This window comes from Nonomuraea aurantiaca (genome assembly GCF_020215705.1).
Taxonomy (GTDB): Bacteria; Actinomycetota; Actinomycetes; order Streptosporangiales; family Streptosporangiaceae; genus Nonomuraea; species Nonomuraea aurantiaca.
This window is the reverse complement of record NZ_JAIWNB010000012.1, coordinates 15,772-37,148: the sequence shown is the minus strand read 5'-3', so window position 1 is coordinate 37,148 and position 21,377 is coordinate 15,772. Positions and strand designations below refer to the sequence as shown.

At 69.6% G+C, this 21,377-nt stretch carries 16 protein-coding genes; 5 read left to right on the top strand and 11 right to left on the bottom strand.

What is annotated here, in order from left to right; genetic code table 11:
* The first annotated feature begins 90 nt into the window (after window positions 1-90).
* From LDL49_RS27145 to LDL49_RS27135, 3 genes are all read left to right on the top strand, one after another.
* Window positions 91-1,275, top strand: coding sequence for an ROK family transcriptional regulator (locus LDL49_RS27145; protein ID WP_225294718.1), 1,185 nt, complete (start codon window positions 91-93; stop codon window positions 1,273-1,275).
* A 161-nt stretch (window positions 1,276-1,436) separates the two neighbouring features.
* Complete coding sequence (locus tag LDL49_RS27140) at window positions 1,437-4,304, top strand: glycoside hydrolase family 3 protein (RefSeq protein ID WP_225294716.1); 2,868 nt, start codon at window positions 1,437-1,439, stop codon at window positions 4,302-4,304.
* Complete coding sequence (locus LDL49_RS27135; protein ID WP_225294714.1) at window positions 4,301-5,329, top strand: LacI family DNA-binding transcriptional regulator; 1,029 nt, start codon at window positions 4,301-4,303, stop codon at window positions 5,327-5,329. The genes LDL49_RS27140 and LDL49_RS27135 overlap by 4 nt, the downstream gene beginning before the upstream one ends.
* 64 nt (window positions 5,330-5,393) lie before the next feature.
* Here LDL49_RS27135 and LDL49_RS27130 read toward each other — a convergent pair whose 3' ends face one another.
* Both LDL49_RS27130 and LDL49_RS27125 read right to left on the bottom strand, forming a co-directional pair.
* Entirely contained in the window at window positions 5,394-6,038 is a 645-nt protein-coding gene (locus tag LDL49_RS27130; RefSeq protein WP_225294712.1) for a TetR/AcrR family transcriptional regulator, read from the bottom strand.
* 44 nt (window positions 6,039-6,082) lie between these two features.
* Window positions 6,083-7,270 (bottom strand): cytochrome P450, encoded by a 1,188-nt coding sequence (locus tag LDL49_RS27125; protein ID WP_225294709.1) that lies wholly within the window; start codon window positions 7,268-7,270, stop codon window positions 6,083-6,085.
* 215 nt (window positions 7,271-7,485) lie between these two features.
* Between LDL49_RS27125 and LDL49_RS27120 the strand changes: the two genes are divergently transcribed.
* Window positions 7,486-8,877, top strand: a complete 1,392-nt coding sequence (locus LDL49_RS27120; protein WP_225294707.1) for a glycoside hydrolase family 43 protein — start codon at window positions 7,486-7,488, stop codon at window positions 8,875-8,877.
* Window positions 8,878-8,983: 106 nt separating this feature from the next.
* Here the strand turns inward: LDL49_RS27120 and LDL49_RS27115 are convergent, their stop codons facing one another.
* The 7 genes from LDL49_RS27115 to LDL49_RS27085 all read right to left on the bottom strand — a co-directional run bounded on the left by LDL49_RS27115 (window position 8,984) and on the right by LDL49_RS27085 (window position 19,023).
* Window positions 8,984-10,213: an RNA-guided endonuclease InsQ/TnpB family protein gene (locus LDL49_RS27115; protein WP_225294706.1), complete on the bottom strand. Its 1,230-nt coding sequence runs from the start codon at window positions 10,211-10,213 to the stop codon at window positions 8,984-8,986.
* Window positions 10,214-10,479: 266 nt separating this feature from the next.
* A complete protein-coding gene (locus LDL49_RS58490; RefSeq protein ID WP_225294704.1) occupies window positions 10,480-11,997 on the bottom strand; it encodes an Ig domain-containing protein in 1,518 nt (505 codons plus the stop codon).
* A 16-nt stretch (window positions 11,998-12,013) separates the two neighbouring features.
* Window positions 12,014-13,927, bottom strand: a complete 1,914-nt coding sequence (locus LDL49_RS27105; protein WP_225294702.1) for an Ig domain-containing protein — start codon at window positions 13,925-13,927, stop codon at window positions 12,014-12,016.
* A 27-nt stretch (window positions 13,928-13,954) separates the two neighbouring features.
* Window positions 13,955-14,857, bottom strand: a complete 903-nt coding sequence (locus LDL49_RS27100) for a carbohydrate ABC transporter permease (protein WP_225294701.1) — start codon at window positions 14,855-14,857, stop codon at window positions 13,955-13,957.
* Window positions 14,854-15,735, bottom strand: coding sequence for a carbohydrate ABC transporter permease (locus LDL49_RS27095; RefSeq protein ID WP_225294697.1), 882 nt, complete (start codon window positions 15,733-15,735; stop codon window positions 14,854-14,856). The genes LDL49_RS27100 and LDL49_RS27095 overlap by 4 nt, the downstream gene beginning before the upstream one ends.
* Window positions 15,735-17,102 carry an ABC transporter substrate-binding protein gene (locus LDL49_RS27090; RefSeq protein WP_225294695.1) on the bottom strand — a complete coding sequence of 456 codons (1,368 nt, stop codon included), beginning with the start codon at window positions 17,100-17,102 and terminating at the stop codon, window positions 15,735-15,737. Before LDL49_RS27090 ends, LDL49_RS27095 begins: the two co-directional genes overlap by 1 nt.
* 13 nt (window positions 17,103-17,115) lie before the next feature.
* On the bottom strand, window positions 17,116-19,023 hold the full coding sequence (locus tag LDL49_RS27085) for a glycoside hydrolase family 127 protein (protein ID WP_225294694.1): 1,908 nt from the start codon (window positions 19,021-19,023) through the stop codon (window positions 17,116-17,118).
* A gap of 117 nt (window positions 19,024-19,140) precedes the next feature.
* Here LDL49_RS27085 and LDL49_RS27080 point away from each other — a divergent pair, with 117 nt between their 5' ends.
* On the top strand, window positions 19,141-20,154 hold the full coding sequence (locus LDL49_RS27080) for a LacI family DNA-binding transcriptional regulator (RefSeq protein WP_225294692.1): 1,014 nt from the start codon (window positions 19,141-19,143) through the stop codon (window positions 20,152-20,154).
* A gap of 252 nt (window positions 20,155-20,406) precedes the next feature.
* On the opposite strand, the gene LDL49_RS27075 is transcribed toward LDL49_RS27080, so the two are convergent.
* Both LDL49_RS27075 and LDL49_RS27070 read right to left on the bottom strand, forming a co-directional pair.
* Window positions 20,407-20,751, bottom strand: a complete 345-nt coding sequence (locus tag LDL49_RS27075; RefSeq protein ID WP_225294690.1) for a histone-like nucleoid-structuring protein Lsr2 — start codon at window positions 20,749-20,751, stop codon at window positions 20,407-20,409.
* A gap of 125 nt (window positions 20,752-20,876) precedes the next feature.
* Complete coding sequence (locus tag LDL49_RS27070; RefSeq protein ID WP_225294688.1) at window positions 20,877-21,353, bottom strand: Lrp/AsnC family transcriptional regulator; 477 nt, start codon at window positions 21,351-21,353, stop codon at window positions 20,877-20,879.
* Between the last annotated feature and the right edge of the window lie 24 nt (window positions 21,354-21,377).

The window sequence follows — 21,377 nt, the reverse complement described above, 5'->3', positions numbered from 1 at the left end:
CTCTCGGCGATGGCACGGGGACACCGGGGGACGGCGCACACTGGTACGGCGGCATGATCGCCCGCGACGGCCTGACGGACGGGACAGACTTTGATCACCTCATCGACCGACCCGCAGCCGGCCGACTTCGCCGACGTGCGGGCCACCAACCTCGCCGTCGTGCTGCGTTTCGTCCGCGAGCACGCGCCCTGCTCGCGGGCCGACATCGCGGCCTCCACGGGCCTGAACAAGGCGACCGTGTCGAGCCTGGTCGCCGACCTGATCGACAGGCGGCTCGTCCGGGAGACCGGCCTGACCGAGAACCGGGTGGGGAGGCCGGCCACGATGCTGGTGCTGGACGGCTCGCCGTACGCGGCGATCGGACTGGAGATCAACGTCGACTACGTGACGGCCGTCGCCGTCGACCTGGCGGGGGAGCGGCTGCTGTCCTGGCGGCGCGCCTTCCCCGGCTCGGTGGCCGCCGTCGCGGCGATCGTCAGGCGGGTGGTCAACCGCATGGCCAAGGAGGACAAGCAGATCCTCGGCCTGACCGTGGCCGTGCCGGGCCTGGTCGACGGGCAGGGCGTCGTGCGGGTCGCGCCCAACCTCGGCTGGCTCGACACCGACGTCAGCGGCGACCTCGCCAAGGCGCTGCGCGACCCCGGCTTCCCCATCCAGGCCGACAACGACGCCAACCTCGGCGCCCTGGCCGAGCACCGGTTCGGCCCCCACGGGGCGGTCGCCGACCTGGTCTACCTGACCGGCGAGATGGGCGTGGGCGCCGGCGTGATCCTGGACGGGCGGCTGCGCCGCGGCGGGCGCGGCTACAGCGGCGAGATCGGCCACATCCAGATCGACCCGCTGGGGCCGGAGTGCCGGTGCGGCCGGACCGGCTGCCTGGAAGCGGTGGCCGGCATCGGCGCGGTCCTGGAGCACGTCTCGCCCTCGCCGGTCGAGGTGGAGCTGGAGATCGAGGAGGTCGTCCGGCGGGCCCGCGCGGGCGACGCCCACACCCTGGGCCTGCTCCGCGGCGTGGGCCGCGACCTCGGCCGCGGGGTGGCCATCCTGGCCAACCTGCTCAACCCCGAGGTGGTGATCCTCGGGGGCTACTACGTGCCGCTGGCGCCCTGGCTGCTGCCCGCCGTGGAGGCCGAGGTACGCGAGCGCACCATCGCGCCGGAGGCCGGTGGCTGCCAGGTGGTCATCTCGTCGCTCGGCTACGACGCGGCCGCGCTCGGCGGAGCCGCCCGGGTGCTCGACTCCATCGATTCAGGAAGATTGCCGCGAATCTCTTGACCCCGCTCGCACACGCGTGCACCCTTCAGAAGAACTCCGTTCGAAACACTCGTGTAACGGGCGGGGTTTTTCTGGACCGGCTATCGAAGCGCTTCGACAGAGGCTCGAAGTGCGCTCCCCCCGCTAGTCGAAGCGTTTCGACGCTTTCTGAGGATGGCTCCATGAACGAACCGTTCCGCGACCCGGACCTCCCCCTCGCCGAGCGGATCGCCGATCTGCAGGCCCGGCTGACCGTGACCGAGAAGCTCGCACTGCTCCACCAGTACCAGGCGCCGGTCGAGCGGCTCGGCGTGGGCGCCTTCCGCACCGGCACCGAGGCCCTGCACGGCCTGGCCTGGCTGGGTCCGGCGACGGTCTTCCCGCAGGCCGTGGGGCTGGCCTCGACCTGGGATCCGGAGCTGGTCCGCCGGGTGGGGGAGGCGGCGGGCGAGGAGGTCCTGGCCTTTCACCACAAGGACCCGTCGGGCGCCGGGCGCAACGTGTGGGCCCCCGTGGTCAACCTGCTGCGCGATCCGCGCTGGGGCCGCAACGAGGAGGGCTACTCCGAAGATCCGTTGCTGACCGGCGTCATGGCCACGGCCTACGCGCACGGGCTTCGTGGGAGCGCTCCCGTGATGCGGACGGCACCTACCCTCAAGCACTTCCTCGGCTACAACAACGAGACCTACCGCTGCCTCACCTCCAGCAACCTGCCGCCTCGGGTCCTGCACGAGTACGAGCTGCCCGCCTACCGGCCCGCCCTGGAGAGCGGCGCCGCCGTCGCGGTCATGCCCTCCTACAACCTGGTCAACGGTCGGCCGGCGCACCTCAGCCCGCTGATCGGGCAGGTGCTGCGGACCTGGGCGCCGGACGACCTTCTCGTGGTCAGCGACGCCTACGCCCCCGGGAACCTCACCGCGCTGCAGGGGTACTACGACGATCCGGCCGAGGCGTACGCGCACGCCGTACGGGCCGGGCTCGACAGCTTCACCCAGGACGACGACCGGGCCGAGGCCACCCTCGGCCACCTGCGCGAGGCGCTGGAGCGCGGCCTGCTGAGCGAGGCCGACCTCGACACCGCCGTACGCCACACGCTGTCGATCCGCTTCCGGCTCGGCGAGTTCGACCCCGCCACGCCCTACGACGACATCACCGAGGCGGTCGTCAACTGCCCCGAGCACCAGGCGCTGGCCCGCGAGGCGGCCGCCCGCTCGATCGTGCTGCTGAAGAACGACGGCCTGCTGCCCCTGGCGCCGGCCGCCTGCCGCCGGATCGCGGTGCTCGGCCAGCTCGGCGACACCCTGCTGGAGGACTGGTACAGCGGCACGCTGCCGTACGAGGTGACCGCCCGCGCCGGTCTGGCCGAGCGCTGCGAGACGGTCTTCTGCGAGGCCGTCGACCGCGTCACGCTGACCGCCGACGCGGGCCCGGTGGTGGCCGGGCTCGACGGCGGGCCCCTGGGCATCGGCACGCCGGGGGGCCACTTCGACCTGTTCGACTGGGGCGGCGGGTCCTTCGCCTTCCGCGCGGTCGCGACCGGCCGCTTCCTGTCCGTGGACGACGACGGCGTCCTGGTCAACGACCAGCCCGGCCCGAACGGCTGGGAGGTGCGCCAGACCTTCCGGCTGGAACAGCGCACCCGCGGCGCCGTCGTCCTGCGCCACATCTCCACGGGCCGCTACATCGGCCTGTCGCCCGACGGGGTCTTCAGGCTGGTCGACGACGCCGACGCCGCCACCTGGCTGACGGTGGAGGTCGTCGAGAGCGGCGCCGCGGCGGCGGCCGCGCTGGCGGCCACCGCGGACGTGGCGGTCGTGGTGGTGGGCGACCATCCCCTGGTCAACGGCCGCGAGACCGAGGACCGTACGGACCTGGCCCTGGCCCCCGCCCAGGACGCGGTCGTCCGGGCGGTACGGGCGGCCAACCCGCGCACGGTCATGGTGATCACCAGCGGCTACCCCGTCACCTGGTCGGACCCGGACGTGCCCGCGGTGCTGTGGTCCTCGCACGGCGGCCAGGAGTACGGCCACGCGCTGGCCGACGTGCTGTTCGGCGACGCCGACCCGCAAGGGCGGCTCACCCAGACCTGGTACCGCTCGGCCAGCGAGCTGCCCGACCTGCTCGACTACGACATCATCGCCACGGACGCCACCTATCTCTATTACCGGGGCACTCCGCTGTACCCCTTCGGCCACGGCCTCGGCTACACCACCTACGACTACTCGGGCCTCACAGTCGCGGTCGACGGGGGGACCGTCACCGCCACGGTCACGGTCACCAACACCGGCTCGCGGACCGGCACCGAGGTCGTGCAGTTCTACACCCACCAGCGGCGTTCCCGGGTCAAGCAGCCGCTGCGCCGGTTGCGGGGCTTCGAGCGGGTACGGCTGGCGCCCGGTGAGAGCCGTGCCGTCACGCTCACCTTCCCCGTGCGAGACCTGGCCTTCTGGGACGTGACGCGCGGCGAATTCGCCGTCGAGGACGCGCCGCACCAGCTCATGGTCGGCCGCAGCGCGACCGACCTGCGGCTGAGCGCGGCCTTCCACGTCGAGGGCGCGGCCATCCCGCCCCGGCGGGGCGGGATGGCCGCGGCGGACCACGACGCCTACGACGCGGTCGCCTTCGTCGACGCGGCCAAGGTGTCGGGCGACGCGGTGCGCTCCGAGGCCGAGGGGGCGTGGATCCTGTTCCGCGACGTCGAGCTCACCGGGGCCGCGTCGTGCCTGATCGAGGCCGCGAGCACCGAGGGCGGGGTCGTCACGCTCCGGCTGGACGACCTCCTCCACGGCCCCACGCTGGGCGCCATCCCCGTGCCCCCGGCCGGGCGCTACGCTCCGGCGGCGTCCTCGGGCGAGCTTGCGGAAGCCTCGGGGGTGCACGATCTTTATGTCGTGTTCGAGAACGTGGGCATCACGCTGGGCAGGCTGGAACTGACCGGCACCGACCGGGCGGCCCCCCGATCGGCCGGCGCCGTACGCGCCGACCGGGGACGAACGGGCAGAGGACACATGGACCGAGACCACGCCGGCACCGGACGGACCACCACATGACAGACGGCCACCCGGTGGACGGGCACGCGACCGGCCGGGCGGTCACCATCGTCGAGGTGGCGCGGCACGCGGGTGTGGCGGTGAGCACGGTCTCCTATGTGCTCAGCGGCAAGCGGGCGATCTCGGCCGACACCCGGCGGCGGGTGCTCGAGAGCGTGCGGACGCTCGGCTACCACCCCAACGCCGGCGCCAGGGCGCTGGCCAGCAAGCGGGCCAACGTGATCGCGCTGGTGCTGCCGCTGCGGGCAGGCATGCACGTACCGGTGCTGATGCGCTTCGCCACCTCGGTGGTCACCGCGGCCCGCCACTTCGACCACGACGTGCTGCTCCTGACCGCCGACGAGGGCCTCGACGGGCTGCGCCGGGCCGCGGCCAGCGCGCTGGTGGACGGCCTGGTGCTGATGGACGTCGAGCTCGACGACCCCAGAGTCCCGCTGCTGCGCCGGCTCGCCGAGCCCAGCGTGCTGATCGGCTTCCCCGCCGACGCCGCCGGGGTGACCGGCGTCGACCTCGACTTCGCCGCCGCCGGGGCGCTGTGCGTGGCGCACCTGGCCGAGCGCGGGCACCACGAGGTGGTGCTGCTCGGCGCGCCGGCGGTGGTCTACGAGCGGGGGACCGGCTTCGCCCGCCGTACGCTCGAAGGCTTCACCGCCGCCCTGGCCGAGCACGGGCTCGATGGTACGGCGCTGCCGTGCGAGGAGGGCTTCGAGGAGGTCCACGCCACCGTGAGCGGGCTGCTGGCGGCCCGGCCCGGCCTGTCGGGGCTGGTCGTGCACAACGAGGCGGCCGTCAACCACGTGCTGAGCTCGCTGCGGCAGCTGGGCCGCAAGGTGCCGCAGGACCTCGCGGTGGTGGCGATCTGCCCGGACGACGTGGCCGAGCCCGCCCGGCTCACCTCGGTGCTGATCCCGGCCGAGGAGGTCGGCAGGGAGGCCGTCGGGCTGCTGATGGAGAAACTGGCGGGCCGCCCGGTGCCACCGGCGACCCTGCTGGTCCCCCGCCTGACGGTCCGCGCGAGCAGTTGACCGAACAGCGAGTCCCGCGCCGGACGTCCGCGGGAGCACCTGACCGCACAGCCGGGCCCTCAGGTCAGTGGTGGTGGCGGCGCGGGCAGTGGTCCGTCGGCTCGTGGGCGAAGAGGTCGACGGCGGACGGGCGGGGGAGCGGCACGGCCGACGGGCGGGTGCCGTCGAGGAGGAGCGCCAGGTAGCGCCGCCGGTCGGCGCTGTCGTCGGAGTCGGCCCCGTGGTGGCGGGTCGTCGCCAGTGCCATCACCACGATCGCCGCCAGGTCTCGGACCAGCAGGTCGTCGCGGACCAGCCCGCGCGCCCGCGCGGCGGCCAGCACGTCGCCGAGCGGTCCCATGAACCGCTCGGCGATGCCGATCGTGAACGCCCCGGCCTCCTTCGCGGCCGACAGGAGCGCCCGGTGGCCGGACAGCGTGTCGACCACGGCCGTCAGCGCGTCGGCCAGCCCCTGCCGGGGGTCGGCGGCCACGCGGGCGGCCTGGAGGACCGGCTCGATCTCCTCGGCGAAGTAGGTCTCGAAGCAGGCCAGGATCACGCCGTCGCGGTCGCCGAAGCGCCGGTAGACGGTGGCGATGCCGACTCCGGCGCGGCGGGCGATCTCCTCCAGCGGGACGGCCGTGCCCGACTCGTGCAGGGCGGTGATCGCCGCCCTGACGATCCTGTCGGAGTTACGCAGTGCGTCCGCACGACGTCGCTGCTCTGGCACATGCCGAACGCTAGCAGCATCCACGCCGTCACTCCATGCCAGCGTTACCAGGCCACCTCCAGCGACGCCAGCCCGTACACGATGTGGAAGGAGCGGAAGTCCGCGATGGGCGCGACGGTACGCAGTCCGGGGAAGCGCTGGAAAAGGGCCTGGAAGGCGATCCGCATCTCCATCCGGGCCAGCGGCGCGCCCAGGCAGTGGTGCACGCCGTGGCCGAAGGCGAGGTGGCCGGGCGCGCCGCGGGTGATATCCAGCTCGTCGGCCTCGTCCATGAAGGCGGGGTCGCGGTTGGCGAGGGGCAGCGAGCACATCACCAGGTCGCCGGGCTGGATCGTTTGACCGGCGACCTCGGTCTCCGTGGTGCACACCCTGCCGATGCTGGCGTGCAGAATGCTGAGCCAGCGCATCAGCTCCTCCACGGTGGCCTCGATCCGCTCGGGCTCCTTCTTGAGCAGCTCCAGCTGGTCCGGCTGCCGGAGCAGGGCCAGTGTGCCCAGGCCGAGCATGTTGGAGGTGGTCTCGTGCCCGGCGATCAGCAGGAGGTTGCCGATGCCGATCAGCTCGTTCGTGGTCAGGTCGTCGCCGTGCTCGCGCACGAGCATGCCCAGCAGCTCCTCGCCGGGGTCGGCCTGGATGCCCTCGACCAGCTCGGTCATGTACGCGCGCGACTCCTGCTGCAGCTTGAGGCGCTCGTCCATGGGCAGCGACACGTCGAGCATCCGGCCGGTCCTGCGCTGGAAGTCCGCGCGGTCGGCGTACGGCACGCCCAGCAGCTCGCAGATCACCAGCGAGGGGATCGGCAGGGCGAACGACGACACCAGGTCGACGGGTGAGCCGGCTCGTTCCATGGCGTCGAGGTGCTCCTCGACGATGTCCTTGATCCGCGGCTCCAGCCGCCGCATGCGGCGGATGGTGAACTCCGGCGTCAGGAACCGGCGCAGCCGGCTGTGCTCGGGCGGGTCGAAGGAGAGCAGGTTGCCGGCGCGGAGCGCCTTGAGCTCCTCCTCCGTCGCGCCGGGTGGCTGGAAGAAGGTCTGGCGGGCGTTGCTGAACCGCTCGGCGTCGCCCAGCACCGCGCGCGTGTCGGCGTAGCGGGTCACCAGCCAGGCCTCGACGCCGAACGACGTGGTGACGCGGGTGATCCCTTCCTTCTCCCGCAGCTCCGCCAGCTCGGTGGCGGGATTGAACTCCGTCCGCCGCATGTAAAGAGGCAGCGTTGAGGTGTCGCTCATACATCCCCCAGGATGACCGGTCGTCACGAAATACCCTGACAAGAAACGATAGCAACCTATCGATTAGCCGCAAGGCCATCGCGGTAAACATTGGGCCTTGACGACCTTGGTGGTATCGCTAACACTCGACAACGCCTCGCAGACCGCACAGATCTGGGATCCAAAATGTTAGCGCTAACCAAGCAATCGCTAGCTCGAATGAGGAGTGCCCTGACATGAGACGTCTGAAAACCATGACCCTGGCCGTGGCGGCCGCCGCCGGGTTGGTCCTCATCAGCGCGGCCCCGGCGCCCGCCGCCGCGCCGATCACCACCTCCATCTATACCGCCGACCCGGCCGCGCTGGTGGTCGGCGACACGATGTACCTCTACACGGGGCACGACGAGGCGCCCGCCGGCGGCACGAACTTCGTCATGCGGGACTGGCACGTCTTCACTTCCGGCGACGCGACGACCTGGACGGATCAGGGCGCGAAGCTGAAACTTACCGACTTCTCCTGGGCGGGCGCCGACGCGTGGGCGGGTGAGGTCGAGCCGCGCAACGGAAAGTACTACTGGTACGCCCCCGTCAACGGCAACGGCGCCGGCTGGATGGACATCGGCGTGGCGGTCGGCGACAGCCCGCTCGGCCCCTTCCACGACGCCAAGGGCGGCCCGCTGATCAGCGACAGCACCCCCAACTCCTCGCCGCTCAACATCGACCCGACCGTCTTCACCGACGACGACGGCCAGGCCTACATCTATTGGGGCTCCTATTACGGCCTGCGCGCCGCCAAGCTCAAGCCCGACATGATCAACCTCGACGGCGGCGTGGTCACGCCGAGCGGCGTGTCGAACTTCTGGGAGGCCCCCTGGATGTTCAAGCGCGACGGCACCTACTACCTCGCCTACTCGGCCAACGACTCGGCCTGCTCGGCGCCCGGCTACGCGTGCATCCGCTACGCCACTGCTAGCAACCCGCTGGGACCGTGGACGCACCGGGGAGTGGTGCTCGACCAGGTCTCCTCGACCACCAACCATCCGGCGATCATCGAGTTCAAGGGCCAGTGGTACATGGTCTACCACAACGCGGGCAGCCCGGGAGGCGGCGACTTCCGCCGCTCGGTGACGCTCGACAAGCTCTACTGGAACGCCGACGGCACCATGCGGAAGGTCGTGCAGACGACGGGTCCCGCCAACCCCGGCAACCTGGCGCTCAGCGCGACGGCGTCCACCTCCTACGTCTCGCCGTGGGAGACCCTCGGCGCGGTCAACGACGGCTTCACCCCGGCCGGCTCGGCCGACCACAGCCACGGCGCCTACGGCAACTGGGACCACCAGGGCACCGAGTGGCTGGAGTACCAGTGGCCATCCGCGCAGACCGTCAACCGGGTCGGCGTCTACTGGTTCGACGACGACCAGGGCATCGACCTGCCTGCCTCGTGCAAGGTCCAGTACTGGAACGGCAGCGCGTACGTGGACGTGCCCGGACAGTCGGCCTGCGGAACGGCGGCCAACACCTTCAACACCACGACGTTCACGGCGGTCTCGACGACCAGGCTCCGGCTGAGCGTCACCTCGAAGACCGGCTTCTCGACCGGCGTCCTGGAGTGGACCGCTCAGGCGTGACCCTCTCACCAGCACTGGAGATGCGATGAAACTGCTTCTTCCTTCGCAGGGTTCGCTCTGGAAGTCTTCTACGACTGGACTCCGACGCGGGTGTGCTGCTTCCTGGTCAACTACCACCGGTTGAGGCCGGTGGTTTGCTCTCTCGGTCCCGTCTGGCTGACGGGTGGCCGGTAGCGTGTGGCTGGTTGACAGCAGCCCAGCCCGCTGCGCCGCGTGTGGCGATGTTGCGGGCTGCGATGTGGTCGGCGTGCCCAGCGAGGCCACACCCGGTGCAGACGAACCGGCCCCGCGCCGGCCGATTCGCCCTGGCCACGCACCCGCATTCCGGGCAGGCCTGGGAGGTGTAGGCGGGGTCGACCAGGACGAAGGCGACTCCGGCCCGGGCGGCCTTGTAGCGGGTGAAGGCGATCTGCTGGGCGAAGGCCCAGCTGTGCAGGGTGCGCCGCTGGAACCGATGAGCCCTTACCCGGCCGCGGATGCCCTGCAGATCTTCCAGGGCGATGCCGCGGCCGGTGCGTTCGGCTTCACGCACCACATGTTTGCTGATTTGGTGGTTGAGGTCGGTCATCATCCGGTGTTCACGCCCGGCAAGGCGGCGCAGCACCCGCCGCGCCGCAGCAGTGCCCGTCTTCTGCAGGCGTCGGCGTTGGCGGTGGCGCCGTTCGCGCAGGGTGCGGACGTGGCCGTTGCTGCCGACAGGCCCGGCCAGGGCGGGACCGGGCAGCACCACCCGGTCGGAGGTGACCGCCAGGTTCGCCACCCCCTGATCCACTCCCACGAAGCCGCCGACCGGCTCACGCGTCTGGGGCTTGGGCAAGGTGACGGCGACCTGCAGCAGCCACACCCCGCGTCGGCAGATCAGGTCAGCCTCCCCCATCGGCAGCCCGTCCACGGCCTTGAGATCTTCCGGCCGACCCGTGTACGGCACGGCGACACGGCCGGTGGGAGTCCACAACGACACGGTCCGGGCGTCACGATTCCAGCTCAGCAGCCGGGCGTCGTAAGGGACAGCGCCGTGCGGCCGGAAGATGTGAGCCCGTTTCTTGGAGGCGCGCCGGTTGGCGTAGGCGCCGGCGACCCGGGCGATCGCCCGCACGGCCGCCTGCGCGCCCAGCCCGGCCACCTGCGCCCGCACCGGATAGTAGGCCAGCCGGTGCAACTCCACCACAGTGAAGACGCGGTGCTGCCAGGCCAGCCGGGACACGACGGTGGCTGCCTGATTACACAGCAGCACCGCCGCCGTCAGCGCCTCAGCCTGGGCAGGGGCGGGCGTGAGCCGCAGCTGCACGATCGTGGGCAGGCCGTGCCGTTTGGCGGTGGAGCGGCGGATCGCCATCGCGCACCTCCTGTCACAGCGGCCTCACTCACCGCACATATTACCGAACGTGACCGATTCTTTCCATACTGTTTTCGAAAGGAGGGGTGGCGCTGCTCCCGGCCTCGAAGGACCGAGTCTCCGCACCACAATTCAGATGAAAGCGGCAGCGCCACTTCGATCACCGAGTTCGACGCGTGGATATTCCGCGGCTGGTGGCGGCACCTGAAGAGCCGCTACGGACTGTAAAACCGGGAGGGCGGCGGCCACTGGGGCCACCGCCCTTCTCAGGCGTTGACGGTGAGCGAGTACTCGCGGGTGACGGGCGTGCTCAGCTTGTCGTAGTCCCTGAGCTGGACGGTGAAGGCCGACGTTCCCGCCTTCACGGGCTTGCCGGTGATCGCGCCGGTGAACCGGTCGAGCGCCAGCCCTTCGGGCAGCGCGCCGCCGGTGACCTGCCAGTCGTAGAAGGGCACGCCCCCCTTGGCCTGGAGCCGCTGGTCGTAGGCGGCGCCCGCCCGGCCGGCCTTGACCGAGGCGGTCTCGATCGAGGGCTTCAGGAACGGGGTCAGCTTCCTGTTCAGCTTCCAGCCGGCGTTCTCCGCGATCAGCAGCGTCAGCTTGGTCAGCTGCCACTGCCTGGTCGGGAAGACGTGGCGCCAGCCGCCGCTCTGGCCGCTGAGCCGGTCCCAGTACGGCTCGTCACCGGGCACGTGATAGCTGGTGTCGAGCGGGACCGGGTAGCCCTGGTAGTCGATGACCTCCTGGTCGTCCCTGCCCTTGCTCTTGTCGCCCATGCTCTCGACGTACTTCGCCATGCCCGCCCAATCGCTGTGGAAGGCGACGGCGTGGCCGTACTCGTGCATGACCAGGCCGTGCACGTCGATGACCTGGCCGAGGTCGGTCTTGTACCAGTCCTCGTCGGCCAGCGAGCTGACCAGCTTCATCAGCTGCTCGTCATACTCCAGGATCATGCTGGTCGAGCGGTGGTAGGGGGTGGGCTTGCCGTTCTGGGTGTGGAACTTGCCGTTGATCGTCGGGTAGCCGGTCGAGTAGGGCGTCTGGATGCCGCGGAAGAAGACGTACATGCCGTTGTACGGCTTGGCGTTGGTGGCCTCGACCTCGTTCTGCCAGTCGTCGCCCGGCAGCTTGTTGACCTCGTCCCCGGCGGGGACGAGGTCGAACGGCTTGAGGTCGAAGAAGGCGAACCAGTTCCGGACCGCCGTCTCCGCGGCCTTGCGCACGCCCGGGTCGGAGAAGTAGCGGGTGATCGTGTCGTAGCGGTAGTCGAAGTCGATGGGGATCGGCGGCCGCAGGGCGGTCTTCTCGTCCTGCTGGACCGTGATCGGCATCGTCTGGGTGATCGTGGCGCCGGTCGCGTCGGTGGTCTTCATGACCCACTTGTGCCGCTCGTCCTGACCCGGGCCCTGCTTGGAGTGGATGGCCAGCCGGACGACCTCGCGGTCGGCCGGGCCGGTGAGCGTGAAGGACTTGGTCGCGCCGGTCGCGGTGAGCTCGCTCGGCATGTTGAGCATCAGCCGGGAGGTGCCCTCGGCCTTGAGGTCGACGGTCAGCGGATAGGCGATGCCCGGCACCTTCGGCGCGCGCACGGTCAGCTCGATGTAGGGGTTGGCCAGGTAGCCCTGCCAGTCCACGAGCCGGACGCCATGGTCGTTGACGTTGCGGTAGAAGATGTCGAACACGTCCAGCGCCGGGGCCGCCTGGCGGGCCGCCAGGCCGGGCGTGGGCACGGAGAGCGCGCCCACGAGCCCGGCCAGGACGGTTACAACGCCGATCTTTCTCACTGAGCGCTCTTTCTTCTCAAGCGAATGCCTTCACTTCCAGCAGTCCGACGGATGCCTGGCCGCTCTGGAGCGCGACCCTGAGCTTGGTGGTGTTCACGCCGGTGAACGTCACGTGGTTGTAGGCGTTGAGCGTGGTCGGGTAGGTGCCCGGGATGTCCGTGTACGCGGTGCCGTTCCAGTACTGCAGCTTCCACGAGGCCGGCAGGCGCACGCCGTCGTTGTCGTCAAAGAAGTACACGTCCGCCGACCGGATCGGCTGCGCGGCCGGCCAGGTCAGCTCGGCCCACTGCGCGCCGGTGTTGGGCCAGGTGCCCCAGCGCCGGTTGACGGTGTCGTTGGAGCTCGGCGGGTCGATGCCGTCGTTGAGCGCCGCCACGCTCTCCCAGGGCGAGGTGTACGACGCGGACGGCGTCGCGCTCGTGGCCAGGTTGACCGGCGTGGGGCCGCCGCCGCCGACCTGGAGCTGGAACGACTTGGTCACCGGCGTGCTCCTGCTGTCGTAGTCACGCAGCTGCACGGTGAAGGTCGAGGTCCCGGCCGTGGTGGGCGTGCCGCTGATCGTCCCGGTGAACCGGTCGAGGCTGAGCCCGGCGGGCAGCGAGCCGCTCGTCACCTGCCAGTCGTAGAACGGCACCCCGCCCTTGGCGGCGAGCGTCTGCGTGTAGCTCTGGCCGGGCGTCGCCTGCGGCAGGGAGCTGGTGGTGATGGCGGGCTTGAGGAACGGGGTCAGGTTGCGGTTCAGTTTCCAGCCCGCGTTCTCGGCCACCAGCAGGGCGAGCTTGGTGAGCATCCACCGGCGGGTCGGGAAGTAGTGCGTCCAGCCGCCGCTCTGCCCGCTCAGCCGGTCCCAGTTCCGCTGGTCGCCGGGGATGTGGTAGCTGCTGTCGAGCGGCACGGCGTAGCCCATGTAGTCGACGACGTCCGGGTCGTTGCCGCCGCCGCTGACGTAGGAGCGCATCCCGGCCCAGTCGCTGTGGTAGGCGACGGCGTGACCGTACTCGTGCATGACCAGGCCGTGCACGTCGAGCACCGAGCCGGCGATGTCGGTCTTGTACCAGTCCTCGTCGGCCAGGGAGGTGAACAGCTGCTTGTTCGCCTCGTCGTACTCGAAGATCATCGCGGTGGAGCGGTGGAGCGGGCCCGCGACCTGCTGGCCGTTCCTGGTGAAGTACTTGCCGTTGGCGGCCGGGTAGCCGGTCGAGTAGGGCGACTGGATGCCACGGAAGAAGACGTACATGCCGTTGTAGGCGGCGTTGTTGGTGACCGTGATCTCGTTCTGCCAGTCGTTGCCCGGCAGGTGGTTGTTCTCCGCCCCGGCCGCGACCGTGTCGAAGGGCGTCACGTCGAAGAACCTGAACCAGTCCTTGACGGCCTCCTCGGCGGCGGTCCTGAAGGCCGGGTCGGAGAAGTAACCGGTGACCGTGTCATAGCGGTAGTCGAAGGTGATCGGGATCGTCGGCTGCAGGGCGGTCTTCTCGTCCTGCTGGACCCTGATCGGCATCGACTGCTGGAACGTCGCGCCGCTGCCGTCCCTGATCGCCAGCCGCAGCGTGTGCAGCTCGTCCTGGCCCGCGCCGCGCTTGGAGGCGATCTCCAGCTTGAACGTCTTCTGCTCCGACGCGTTCGCGAACGTCAGCGTCTTGGTGGCGCCCGTCGCGGTCAGCTGGCTGGGCAGGTCCATCATCAGCCGGGAGGTGCCCTCGGCCTTGAGGTCGATCGTGACGGGGAACTGGGCGTCCTGCGGGGGTTTGACGGTCAGCTGGATGTACGGGTTGGCCAGGTAGCCCTCCCAGTCGACCAGCTTGACGCCGTAGGTGTTGACCGTTCTGCCGAACATGTCGACGACCTGGGCCGCCGACAGGGCGTGGGCGGGCTGCACTCCGACGAACAAGGAGCTCAGCAACAGGAGCGCGACGGTTAATCGCTTCATGATGTGACACCTCTCATTTCCTTGACGTCAGTTCTTGATGCCGGTGAGCGTGACTCCCTCGATGAAGTAGCGCTGGAGGAAGAAGAACAGGGCCACGATCGGGACGATGACGGCCGCCGAGGCCGCCATCAGGTAGCCCCACTGCGTGATGAAGATGCTCTGGAACGAGGCCAGCCCGAGCGAGAGCGTGTACTTCTCCTCGTCCTGCAGGTAGAGCAGCGGGCCGAGGAAGTCGTTCCAGGTGCCGATGAAGGTGAAGATGGTGACCACGATGATGGCCGGCTTGGACAGCGGCATGACGATCGTCCAGTAGACCCGCCACGGCGACGCCCCGTCGATGTAGGCGGCCTCGTCGAGCTCGAAGGGGATCGTCAGGAAGAACTGCCGCAGCAGGAACACGTTGAACACCCCGCCGCCCGCCCCGGCGAACCAGGCGGGCACGGTGAGCGGGACGAAGGTGTTCAGCGCGCCCAGCTCCTGCCACATGACGAAGGTCGGGATGATCGTCACCGCGTACGGCAGCATGACGCCGGTCAGCAGCAGCGCGAAGACGACGTTGCGCCCCTTCCACCGCAGCCGGGAGAAGCTGAAGGCGGCCACCGAGCAGGTGAACACCGTGCCGAGCACGCAGATGACCGCGATGATCACCGTGTTGACCAGGTAGAGGCCGAACGGCTGGGCGGTGAGCGCCTCGCCGAAGTTCGACCACTGGAACGGGCGCGGGATCCACTCCGGCGGCGCGACGAACATCTGGCTGTCGGTCATCAGAGCGCTGCGCACCAGCCAGACGAACGGCAGCAGCGTCGGGATCGCGCCCGCGACCAGCGCCACGTACAGCAGCGCCCTGCCGTACCTGCGCGGCCGCCGCAGGCCCTGGGTCGGCGCCACGCCCTTCGCGCGGGTCCTCTCCCGCGCCGCCAGCGTGGTCATCGGGCACCTGCCATCTCGTAGTAGACCCAGCGGCGGGCGTTGCGGAACATCAGGAACGTCACCACCATGATGATCATGAAAAGCACCCAGGCGAGCGCGCTGGCGTAGCCCATCTCGCTCTCGGTGAAGGCCTTGCGGAAGAGGTAGTAGACGTAGAAGAGCGTGGCGTGGTTGGGCCCGCCCTCGGTCATCACGTACGCCTGGTTGAACACCTGGAAGGTGCCGACCACGCCCACCACCAGGTTGTAGAAGATGGTGGGCGTCATCATCGGCAGCGTCACGTGCCAGAAGCGGCGCAACGGGCCGCCCCCGTCGATCGACACCGCCTCGTACAGGTGACGCGGCACGCCCTGCAGCCCGGCCAGGAAGATCACCATGGTGTTGCCGAAGCCCCAGGTGCTCATGATGATCAGCGACGGGATCGCCATCTGCTCGCTGTAGACCCACTGGGAGGTCGGCAGCCCGGCCTGGCGCAGCAGCGAGTTGAGCAGCCCGAAGTCGGGATTGAAGATCCAGATCCAGAGCACCACGTTGGCGATGGCCGGGACCAGCGTCGGCAGGTAGAAGATCGTCCGCCAGAGCGACAGGCCGCGCGCCTTCTGGTTGAGCAGCATGGCGACCGCGAAGCTGACGATCAGCGTGAGCGGCACCGCGCCGAGCGTGTAGTACGTCGTGGCGCTCAGCGACTTCCAGAACAGCTCGTCGTCGGCCATCCTGGTGTAGTTGTCCAGGCCGACGAACGAAGGGCTGCCGCCGATCTGCCAGTCGGTCAGGCTGAAGAAGAACGAGGCGACCATCGGGCCGATCGTGAAGATGGCGAACCCGAGGATGGCCGGCAACGCCATGAGGATGCCCCACCGCGTCTCGAACCTGCGCATCAGAGCGCCTGCGTGTGCTGCCAGCCCTGCAGCATCCCGGTGATCTTGGGCGCGGTGGCCTTGAGCACCTCGGCCGCGGGCCGCTTGCCGGACTCGATCTCCTGCAGGGCGGGAGTGAGCACATCGGAGCTGATCGTCGTCATGTTCTTGATCCGGTTGCCGAAGGTCGGCACGCCGTGGTCCCGCGCGAAGTCGACGACCGCGGTCCTGAACTCCGGCGGGTGCGTCTCGTTCTTCGTCCAGGAGTCGATGGACGCCTGGTCCTCGTAGTACTTCTTCTCCTGCGGCATCCACAGGCCCTGCTTGTACAGGTCGACGTAGCGCGGGTCGTTGTGGAAGGCGAACAGCTCGACGGCCTCCTCCACATGCTTGGTCCCGGCGAACACCGCCGAGGCGCCCGCCACCTGGGTGGCGGTGAACGGCTCCCCGTATTTGGGCAGCACACCGAGGCCGTAGTCGGTCTTGCTCTCGTTCATGTCGAGCAGCGACCAGTGGCCGTCGACCACCATGGCCACGCGCTTGGTCTTGAGCAGGATGTTCGTGCCGGGCACGTCGTCGCCGGTGGCGGCGAGCTGGCCGGGGCCGGGCATCACCCGGTGCTTGTAGATGAGGTCCTGGAGGTTCTGGAACACCTTGATCGCCTCGGGCGAGTCGAGCAGGCATCGCTTGCCGGCCTCGTCGGCGAAGTCGCCGCCGTTGCTGCGCAGGAAGCCGTACCAGGCCGCGCCGTAGGTGATGCTGCTGGAGATGCCGAACTGCTTGATCTGCTTGGGGTCGAAGCCTGACTCGTCGGGATGCTTGCCGTTCTGGTCGATGGTGAGTTTGTAGGCGTTCTGCACCATCTCATCCCACGTCCAGGCGGAGGCGGCGTCGGCCGGCGGGGGAGTGATGCCGGCGTCGGCGATGGCCTGCTTGCTGTACCAGAGCAGCTCGACCTCGTTGGCCGTGGCCACACCGTGCAGCTTGTCCTGGCCGTACCAGAGGTAGGCGTCCGGCAGGTAGCCGGCCAGCTGCGGATACTTCTTCAAGTAGGGGAACAGGTCGACCAGCTTGCCCTGCTCGGCCAGGCGGAAGGACATGGCCATCGGCACATAGCCGACGTCCGGCACGCGCCCGCTGGCGACCAAGGTGTTGAGCTTGACGTCGTACTCGTCCGGGGTGAACAGCGCCTTGACCTTGACGCCCGGCTTCTTCTGCTCGAACTGCCTGAGCATCTTCTCCACGGCCTTCTGCTCGAAGGTGGAGCCCCAGTACATGAACTGCAGCTGCTTGGCGCCGCTCGATCCGCCGCCGCCGCTCCCGCACGCGGCCGCCGCCGCGCCGAGCGCCGCGAGACCGCCGATCTTGAAGAGATCACGTCTATTCATGGGGGTGATTCCTTTACGCGAGGGGGATCCAGACCCGCATCCCGCGGCCGTCGCGGTTGTCCCACTGGTAGTAGGGGATCGCCGTGGCGGTCACGCGGGAGCCGGTCGAGAGCTCCCCGGGGGGTGTGGTGGTGTACGGCAGGCCGCCCACCGGCTGGGTAGCGACTTGGGCGTCGGCCTCGATCAGGACGGTGCGCCCGACGCCGTTGAGGTCGTCCTTGTCCAGGACGCGGAGCTCGGCGCCCGCGGGCAGCGCCAGATCCGGAAGGTCCACGCCTTCGGACTGGTCGGCCTGCTCGAAGCAGTAGACGAGCGGGCCGCGCTCCACGGCGACGCATCCCCTGACGGCGTCGACGCGGCGGTGCGGGTGGACGAGCCGGGGCGCCATGTCCAGCTCCAGCTCGACGGTGTCGCCCGCCCGCCACTCGCGGGTCAGCACGACGTAGCCGCGCTCGTCCGGTACGGCCACCGCCGACTCGCCGCCGACCGTCACCGTGGTGGAGGCGCTCCACGCGGGCACCCGCAGCGCCAGCGACCACGGGGTGCCGGGGGCGCGCTCCACGGTGAACGTGACGCGGCCGTTCCAGGGATAGTCGGTGGCGACGGCCAGCGTGAGTTCGCCGTCGGTGACGGTCCCCGGCATGTACTGGTGGACGAGCAGGGTGCGCGCGGCGGACGTCGCGACGTAGCCGCCGAGGGAGGAGACGAGCCGCATGATGTTCGGCGGGCAGCAGGCGCAGGCGAACCACTCGCGCCGCCGACCGGCGTAGGCTCCTTCGACGTGGTCGTCCCTGCGCTGGAGCGGGTTGACATAGAAGAAGCGGATGCCGTCCGCCGAGGTCGAGGCGGCGAAGGCGTTGTAGAGCGTGCGCTCGATCAGGTCGGCGTAGCGGCCGTGGCCGGTGGCCAGGAGCAGCCGCCAGTTCCAGTGGATGCTGGCGATGGCCGCGCAGCTCTCGTTGTAGGCGCGGTCCGGCGGCAGCTCCCAGCGGTCGCCGAACGCCTCGTCGGAGTGGCGGCTGCCCATGCCCCCGGTCAGGTGGGTCTTGGTGGCGACCAGGTCCTCCCAGCGCCGGACCGAGCACTCCAGCAGCGACTCGTCGCCGGTCTCCAGGTAGACGTCGACGATGCCCGCCTCCAGGTACAGCTGGCGCACCGCGTGCCCGACCGCCGTGTCCGCCTCCCTGACCGGCAGGTGGTCCTGGGCGTACAGGATGCCGAGCCCGCTGTCGCGGATGAGCCCCTTGCCCCTGTTGTCGATCAGCTTCGCGGCCAGGTCCAGGTAGGAGCGCTCGCCGGTGACCCGGTAGAGCTCCACCAGCGCGGTCTCGACCTCGGCGTGCCCGTCGATGCCGTCGTTGCCACCGCGCAGGAAGACCTCCGCCAGGTGGTCGGCGAACTTCCTGGCGACCTCGAGCAGCTCCGCGCCGGTTCCCGCGCGGGCGGCGGCCACGGCGGCCTGGAACAGGTGGCCCGCGCAGTACATCTCGTGGCTGTACTCGAGCTCGGCGTAGATCTTGTCCGGCTTGACGACCTGGTAGTGGGAGTTGAGGTAGCCGTCGGGCCGCTGGGCGCGCTTGAGCACCTGGGCCGCCTGCTCGACGAACTGCGGGTACTCCGCCGACGGGCGCCTGGCGTGCTCCCAGGCGACGGCCTCAAGCTGCTTGTACAGGTCGGAGTCCTGGAAGCGGTACCCGCGGAACTCGCCCTCGGCCGCCGCGCCGGCTCCGGCCAGCCGCAGGTTGGGCAGGCTGCCCGCCTCTTCCATCTGCTCCAGCCCGAGCGGGATGCTCGCCGCGCGGTTGACGCTCTGCCACCGCCCGAACGGACCACCGGTGATCACGACGTCGTGGATGCCCAGCGGCCGCTGCACGGCCTTGGATGCTGCGGTCGGTACGGCAGGGCCGCAGGCCTGGTCCATCGAACTCCTCGCACATGGGGAATAGGCTTTCCTTGGCGAACAGTAAGGTGTTACACATCACTGGTCAACCCTCTGAACAGTTGGACCGTGACCAGGATGTCGAGGGAGGGAAACCGTTTGTCTGAATTTTCCCAGCGCGCCGTGACCATCCGTGAGGTCGCCGCGGCTGCCGGAGTGTCGATCGGCACGGCGTCCAAGGCGCTCAACGGCCAGGGCCGGCTGCGCGAGGAGACCAGGGCGCGGGTGATCGCCGCCGCCGAGCGTCTGGAGTTCCGGCCGAACAAGCTCGCCCAGGGCCTGCTGCACGGCCGTACCTTCACCGTCGGCCTGGTGACGTGCGACAGCTTCGGGCGCTTCAGCATCCCGGTCATGCTCGGCGCCGAGGATGCGCTGGGCGCCGGCCAGATCTCGGTGTTCATGTGCGACACGCGCGACGACCCGATCAGGGAGCAGCACTACGTCGAGCGCCTCCTGGCCAGGCGGGTGGAGGGCATCATCGTCACCGGCCGGCGTACCGAGCCCCGGCCGAGCATCGGCACCGGCCTGCCCGTCCCGGTCGTCTACGCCATGACCCAGTCCACGGAACCCGCCGACTTCTCGGTGATCCCCGACGACCTGGGCGGTAGCCTCCTGGCCGTACGGCATCTGCTGGCCACCGGGCGGCGGCGGGTCGGCCACATCACCGGGCCGCAGCGGTTCCTGGCCGCGCGGACGCGCGCGGCGGGGTTCGCCGACGCGCTGGCGGAGGCGGGGGCGACGGCGGCGGGCGAGACGCTGTTCGGGGAGTGGTCGGAGGAGTGGGGGCGGCAGGGCGCCGACATCCTGCTCCGCACCCAGCCGGACGTCGACGCGGTGTTCTGCGGCAGCGACCAGATCGCCAGAGGGGTCGCCGAGACGCTCAGGGATCGCGGCCGGCGCATCCCCGACGACGTGGCGCTCGTGGGCTTCGACAACTGGGCGCCGATGGCGCTCGGCTCACGGCCGCCGCTCACCACGGTCGACATGAACCTCGGGGAGATCGGGCGCGCGGCCGCCACGCATCTGCTGGACGTGATCGGCGGAGTGCCGCACCAGGGCGGGGTACGGCGGATGCCGTGCAGCCTGGTGCTGCGGGAGTCGACCCGCGCCTGAGGAGTTGTGGTCAGGCGGTCGGACATTCGGAGCGCACGTGGAGTGTCTGGGCAACGTCGGCTAACGGCTGCGCCACCGGTCCCCTCGCCTGGACCGGCGGGCCGTACGGCCTTAAAGGCAGCCGGCCGACTCTGATCGCCATCCTCCCGCCGCGCACCCGCGGTCGCGGCGGCCAAAGGCCGGTGGGCGGGCGCATTTCGAATTCAGGAGGTGCCGGTCATTATCGCCGTAGTGATTGCCGGAGCGGCAATCTCAGTGAGCCGCCTCGTACTGCTCCACGATGGTCGCGGCGATACGTCCGCGCTCGCTCACGGGTAGTCCCGCCTGCTTCGCCCACTGGCGAATTTCGGTGGACTTGTCGCGGCTGACCGTGCGCGCCGAGCCGACTCCGCGACGGACCTTGCCACCGCGCTCCTTGCGGACCTGACGCGCCTTGACCAGGAACGGGGCAAGCGCTTTGCGCAACTTCTCCTCGTTCTTATCCGACAGGTCGATCTCGTAGGCAAAGCCGTCGAGGCCGAACCTGATTGTGTTCTCGGACGACAAGGCGGATCCGTCGAGGTCGTCAAGGAAGATCTCTTGAATTTGCTTGGCCATGCTGGTGCTCCGAATTCAGAGGCGAGAAGACAATGAGTACTGTAGCGTATGGTCCCGTTGTCCGGCGCACCCCCGGGGGCGGTGGATAGCCAGGACAAAGAAAGCTCGGCTAATTGCATAGCGAGCTATTTCATTCCCGCTATCCGGGGCGGTCGCGGCGCCAGTGCGTCGCGGGTCCACGAGCCCAGCACCAACAGCGTTTTGGTGCCCGTGACGTTCCCGGCGCGGCGCAGGTGATCAATGACCTGCTGGAGATGACCGAGGTCGCGGGCCCGTACGTGGATCAGCGCGTCGGGGTCGCCGGCGATGGTGAAAACGGCCTCGACCTCCGCCACGTCGGTCGCCGTGCGGACGATCTCGCTCACCGGTGTCGTGCCCGCGTAACGCAGCTCGGTGAACGCCTCGATGCCCCATCCGAGCTTGGCGTAGTCGATCTGCACGCTGAAACCGGTGATGACGCCGAGCTCTTTGAGCCGGTCCACCCGGCGCTTGACCGCGGCCACGGAAAGGCCGATCGTGCCCGCCATGTCGGAGAAGGTGCGGCGCCCGTCCTCGCGCAGCAGACGCAACACCCGATGATCAATGTCATCTATTTCTGGCATGTGGGCACTCCTCGGCTTTTGGTG

Coding starts and splice junctions, on each gene's coding strand:
- LDL49_RS27140 (WP_225294716.1), top strand. CDS start 1,437: ATGAACGAACCGTTCCGCGACCCGGACCTCCCCCTCGCCGAGCGGATC.
- LDL49_RS27135 (WP_225294714.1), top strand. CDS start 4,301: ATGACAGACGGCCACCCGGTGGACGGGCACGCGACCGGCCGGGCGGTC.
- LDL49_RS27125 (WP_225294709.1), bottom strand. CDS start 7,270: ATGAGCGACACCTCAACGCTGCCTCTTTACATGCGGCGGACGGAGTTC.
- LDL49_RS27120 (WP_225294707.1), top strand. CDS start 7,486: ATGAGACGTCTGAAAACCATGACCCTGGCCGTGGCGGCCGCCGCCGGG.
- LDL49_RS27115 (WP_225294706.1), bottom strand. CDS start 10,213: ATGGCGATCCGCCGCTCCACCGCCAAACGGCACGGCCTGCCCACGATC.
- LDL49_RS27105 (WP_225294702.1), bottom strand. CDS start 13,927: ATGAAGCGATTAACCGTCGCGCTCCTGTTGCTGAGCTCCTTGTTCGTC.
- LDL49_RS27100 (WP_225294701.1), bottom strand. CDS start 14,857: ATGACCACGCTGGCGGCGCGGGAGAGGACCCGCGCGAAGGGCGTGGCG.
- LDL49_RS27095 (WP_225294697.1), bottom strand. CDS start 15,735: ATGCGCAGGTTCGAGACGCGGTGGGGCATCCTCATGGCGTTGCCGGCC.
- LDL49_RS27090 (WP_225294695.1), bottom strand. CDS start 17,102: ATGAATAGACGTGATCTCTTCAAGATCGGCGGTCTCGCGGCGCTCGGC.
- LDL49_RS27085 (WP_225294694.1), bottom strand. CDS start 19,023: ATGGACCAGGCCTGCGGCCCTGCCGTACCGACCGCAGCATCCAAGGCC.
- LDL49_RS27075 (WP_225294690.1), bottom strand. CDS start 20,751: ATGGCCAAGCAAATTCAAGAGATCTTCCTTGACGACCTCGACGGATCC.
- LDL49_RS27070 (WP_225294688.1), bottom strand. CDS start 21,353: ATGCCAGAAATAGATGACATTGATCATCGGGTGTTGCGTCTGCTGCGC.